The organism is Azospirillum sp. B4, assembly GCF_000333275.1.
Lineage (GTDB): Bacteria > Pseudomonadota > Alphaproteobacteria > Azospirillales > Azospirillaceae > Nitrospirillum.
Map to the genome: position 1 here is coordinate 1 of NZ_BACU01000544.1, position 4,757 is coordinate 4,757.

Consider the following 4,757-nt stretch of genomic DNA (forward strand, 5'->3'; position numbering starts at 1 on the left):
CGCTGATGGATCGGCTCATCGGCGACATCCTGGAAGCGGCGCGGGCCGAGGACGGGGCGGCAATCCTGGCGCCGAGGCCCGTGGCTCTGGCCGATTGGGCCGCCGACGCCATCGCCCGCATCCGGCTGCGGGTGGAGCAGGCGGGCATCGTCCTGGACGGCACGCTGTCCGGCGACACCGACCGTCTGGCGACGCTGGACCCGGAACGGCTGCTGCAGGCCTTGGGCAATCTGGTGGACAACGCCGTGACCGCCTGCGGCGGCCGGCCGGACCCGCATATCACCCTGGCGCTGGTCGCCGGGCCGGACGGCTGGCGTCTGACGGTGGCGGACAACGGCCGGGGCATCCCGGTGGCCGATCTGGCCCATGTCTTCGACCGCTTCTATCGGGTGGACCGGCACCGGGGCCGTGGCACCGGCGGCGCGGGCCTGGGCCTCGGCATCGCCCGCGCCCTGGTGGAGGCGCACGGCGGCCACCTGGTTCTGGACAGCGTGGTCGACGTGGGCACCACCGCCACCATGGCCTTTCCCTGGGCCATACCCGGGGCCATATCCGGGGCCGGCCCCACACTTTCCTGACAATCGCGCCAACGGCGCCGGACATCCCCCCGCCATGCTGGCCCTCTTTATCGAGAGGGGGGATTTTCCTGTGTCACCTGTCATCCAATTGCTGGCCGCAGGGCGGTCGTTCCGCCAAGGCGAAACCGACCATGCGGCCTTGCGGCCCACCACCGTGAGCATCGACCGCGGGCACTATGTGGCGGTGACGGGGGCGTCGGGGTCGGGCAAGTCCACCCTGCTGAACCTCATCACCGGCGTGGACCGGGCCAGCCAGGGCTCCGTCGTCATCGACGGCACGGCGCTGGAAACCTTGGGCGAGGGCGCGCTGGCCCGCTTCCGGGGGGCCACGGTCGGTATCGTCTTCCAGTTCTTCGAACTGCTCCCCACCCTGACGGCGCTGGACAACGTCATCCTGGCCATGGATCTGGTGGGCAAGATACCGGCCAAGGCGCGCAGGCGCCGCGCGCTGGACCTGCTGGCCGGGGTGGGGCTGGTTGACCAGGCCCACCGGTCGCCGACGCACCTGTCGGGCGGGGAGCAGCAGCGCGTGGCCATCGCCCGCGCCTTGGCCAACGACCCGCCCATCCTGGTGGCGGATGAGCCCACGGGCAACCTGGACCGGGCCAATGGCGAGCGCGTGGCCGCCGTGTTCGACCGCTGCGTGGCCGAGGGGCGCACGGTCATCGTGGCCACCCATGAACGCGGCGGGCTGGAGCGCTATCACCGCGTGCTGCGCATCGAGGACGGCCGGCTGGCGGAGGGGACACCATGATCCCGGTCGGCTTGATGTCGGTCCGTCTCAAGAAGGTCGGCCGCGACTTCGGCGTGCGCTGGGGCCGCACGCTGATGGCCTTCGCGGGCCTGGCCATCGGCCTGTTCATCGCGGGTGCGGTGGTGGCCGCCTATTCCCTGCTGCGCACGGACCTGGATGCCGGGTACCGCCGCACCAACCCGCCCAACCTGGTGCTGCGCACCGACGCCGTTACACCTGTGGCCCTGCTGCGCCGGCTGGCCGCCCTGCCCGGCGTCACGGCGGTGGAGGAGCGGCCGGTCGTCCTGGCGCGGGTGGAGGCCGGGCCTGGCCGTTGGCTGCCCCTGGAACTGGCGGTGGTGCGGGATTTCCGGGACCTGCGGGTGGCCACCTTCCCCCCCGACACCAGCCTGCCCGCCGATGCCTGGCCGCCGCCCACCGGCGGCCTGCTGCTGGAACGCGACGGGCGCTATTTCATGGAGGGGGGGGCCGGGGCGCTTTTTGCCCCTGCGCTTCGCCGACGACGGCGAGGCCAAGGTCCCCTTCACCCGGCTACGTCTTCGATCCGGGCCAGCATCCCTCGCGCATGGAGATGGTGCTGTACGGCTACATCACCCCGGCCACCCTCGCCGCCTGGGGGCAAGGGCTGGACGGCAGCCGCCTGCTGCTGACCACGCGGTCCCCAACCGGGCCGGACAGCGCCAGCGCGCTGGCGCCAACGGTGACGGCGGCCCTGGCGGATGCGGGGGTGGGGGTGCGACGCGTGGAAATCCACGACGAGGCCCGCTATGGCCACCAGAACCAGTTGGACGCCCTGTTGCTGCTGCTGGCCGGGCTGGCGGTCGCGGCACTGGGCATGGGCACGGTGCTGGTGGTCAACCTGATCGACGCCCTGATGACGCGGGAACGGCGGTCGGTGGGGGTGATGCGGGCGCTGGGCGCGCGACCGGCGCAGATATGGCGCGACTATCTGATGGCCCTGGGGGGCCTGGGCCTGGCCGCTGGCGTCGCCAGCCTGTGGCCGGCGCTGGCCATGGGCACGGTCATGGCCCGCTTCATCGCCGCCGGCAACAACTTTGACCTGCTAAGCCCCCATCCGCCCCTGTGGGTGCCGGCGGCCATCCTGGCCTTCGGCGCCGGCGCCCCCCTGGCCGCCGCCGCGTGGCGGGTGGGATGGGTGGCGCGCCTACCGGTGCGCCTGGCGCTGATGCGCGATGGGGGCGCGCGGACCCATCCCCTGGCCGACGCGGTGTGCCGCGCCACCCTCCTGCCCCTGCTGCCCCGGCTGGCGCTGGGGGCGGTGCTGCGCCGGCCCCGGCCGGCCGTGCTGACCGCCCTGGTGCTGGCCGTGGGCCTGGCCTTTTTTCTTACGGCGCTGAACGTCCGCGCCTCCATGCAGGGCACGGCGGCGGCGGTGGCGCGGACCAAGCCCTATGACGTGCAGCTGATCCTGCGGCGGTCCTATCCCGTGGACCGCCTGCGGTCCCTGCTGGCCGCCCGCCCGGAGGTGCGCGCGGTGGAGTACTGGACGGCGGTGGAGGCGCTGCCGGTCCTCGATGGCCGGCGCCTGGCCAATCCCCTGACGGTGGTGGCGCCGCCGGCCGGTACCCGCATGCTGCGGCCGGACCTGCTGGCGGGCCACTGGCTGGACGGTGCCGCGCCGGGGGCCACGCTGGGTGAGGTGGTGGTGACGCAGAAGCTGATGGCCGACGTTCCGGCGCTGCGGCTGGGTGGCCGCTATCAACTGCAGGCGGGCGACCGTGCCGTGGAGGTCATGGTGGTGGGCGTGGCGCGGGAATTCGGACCCGGCCGCGTCTATGCCCCGCCCGGGGTGATGGACGCCCTGCGCGGTCCCGGCGGTGGTGCCGACCTGCTGTTCCTGGCCCTGGCGCCAGGCACTGGCCAGCGCCGCGCCGCCCAGGCGCTGCAGGATGACCTGACCGCCGCCGGTATCCAAGTGACGGGGGCGGAAACGGCGGAAACGCTGGCCGCCATCATCGATGGGCACTTGGCCCTCATCACCGGCGTGTTGATGGCCATCGCCTTCCTGGCGTTGCTGACCGGCGGACTGGGCCTTGCCGCCTCCATCGCCGTCAGTGTGGCGGAGCGGGCGCGGGAGATCGGGGTGATGAAGGCGCTGGGCGGTGGGGGGGCCGCCCTGGTGCGTCTGTTCATCTATGAGGCGCTGGTCATCGCCCTGGCGGGCTGGGCCGCGGCCTTGGTGCTGGCGCCGCTGGTCAGCCGCCCGGTGGTGGGACGCTTCGGCCAGCGCATCATCCGCTACCCTTTCGACTACCAGGCCTGTTCCTGGGGTCCTGCCGCCGGCCTTGGTGTGGCGGTGCTGATCGCCGCGCTGGCGGCCGGGGGACCGGCCTTGGCGGCCGCGCGGGCCCGGGTGGCCGCGGTGCTGCGGACGGAGTGAAAGCGCCCGGTTGAATTCACCGAATTGTGGGGCTGGGCCGGTTCCTAAAGGGATCGGCCCTTTTCCATTGTGCGCTCGCGAAAATGATTACTTGGCAACCCAAGCAGAACTGGTTAACGGCGCCGCCGGTGTCTGAATACGTATGTGACTGTTACTGGATCATTGCACATACGTATGCGAACCATGTTACAAAAATCCGCCCCACACTATGATCGTCACAAATTCGGGAGGATACGGGGCCGGGTGCCAACGCACCCCATCCAGGTTGATGCACGATCAGGCTGACTGACAGGCCAAAGCACCAGACCAGGCTTGGTACAGTCGTACCTGCGTTATCGCTGATCCACACCGCTGACATTCATGACGTCGCGCACAGGCGCCCCTTCGACCAGGGGAGGCCAAGGCCGTCTTCATGCCGGGGGCAGCCCCGGGGGCTGCCCGCCCGGCCGGCGGGATGCCTGAAGAATGGGTGCAACTGGGCCGGGAAACGGCCCGCAGGCAAGGTAAAAGGGGAGGGAGCCATGAGGAACTCGAAGTTTACGCTGGCGTTGGGTGTCAGCGCCGCCGTGCTGCTGATGCACGGGGCGGCCTTCGCGCAGAGCGCGCCGGCGGCCGATGCCAATGATGACATGCAGGAAATCGTCGTCAGCGGCTTCCGCCACTCGCTGGAATCGGCGATCGAGGTGAAGCGCGACGCCGTGCAGATCGTGGAGGCGATCTCCGCCGAGGATATCGGCAAGCTGCCGGACAACTCCATCGCGGAATCGCTGGCCCGCCTGCCCGGCCTGGCCGCCCAGCGCGTGGATGGCCGCGCCCAGGTTATCAGCCTGCGCGGCCTGGGGCCGGACTTCACCCTGACCACCCTGAACGGGCGCGAGCAGGTGTCCACCGGCAACAACCGCAGCGTCGAATACGACCTGTATCCGTCCGAAATCATCAGCAGTGCCCTGGTCTACAAGACGCCGCAGGCGGGTTTTCACGCGCAGGGCCTGGCCGGCACCGTGGACCTGCAGACCGTCCGTCC

Annotated in this window: 5 protein-coding genes; all 5 read left to right on the plus strand. The window is 71.1% G+C overall.

The genetic code is table 11. The annotated features are described in order from the left end of the window. On the plus strand, positions 1-578 hold a 578-nt coding region (locus I55_RS24615; RefSeq protein ID WP_044563361.1), incomplete at its 5' end, for a sensor histidine kinase KdpD. Positions 579-648: 70 nt separating this feature from the next. Further along, positions 649-1,332, plus strand: a complete 684-nt coding sequence (locus I55_RS24620) for an ABC transporter ATP-binding protein (RefSeq protein WP_199902706.1) — start codon at positions 649-651, stop codon at positions 1,330-1,332. Then, a complete protein-coding gene (locus I55_RS36285) occupies positions 1,329-1,982 on the plus strand; it encodes a hypothetical protein (protein ID WP_044563363.1) in 654 nt (217 codons plus the stop codon). The genes I55_RS24620 and I55_RS36285 overlap by 4 nt, the downstream gene beginning before the upstream one ends. Then, positions 1,898-3,733 (plus strand): ABC transporter permease, encoded by a 1,836-nt coding sequence (locus tag I55_RS39145; protein ID WP_148293939.1) that lies wholly within the window; start codon positions 1,898-1,900, stop codon positions 3,731-3,733. Before I55_RS36285 ends, I55_RS39145 begins: the two co-directional genes overlap by 85 nt. A gap of 521 nt (positions 3,734-4,254) precedes the next feature. Then, positions 4,255-4,757 (plus strand): TonB-dependent receptor plug domain-containing protein (locus I55_RS24635; RefSeq protein ID WP_044563365.1); only part of this gene is annotated, 503 nt, incomplete at its 3' end.

Excerpts from the sequence above, each read along its gene's own strand:
- I55_RS36285 (WP_044563363.1), top strand. The coding sequence starts at position 1,329 with ATGATCCCGGTCGGCTTGATGTCGGTCCGTCTCAAGAAGGTCGGCCGC.
- I55_RS39145 (WP_148293939.1), top strand. The coding sequence starts at position 1,898 with ATGGAGATGGTGCTGTACGGCTACATCACCCCGGCCACCCTCGCCGCC.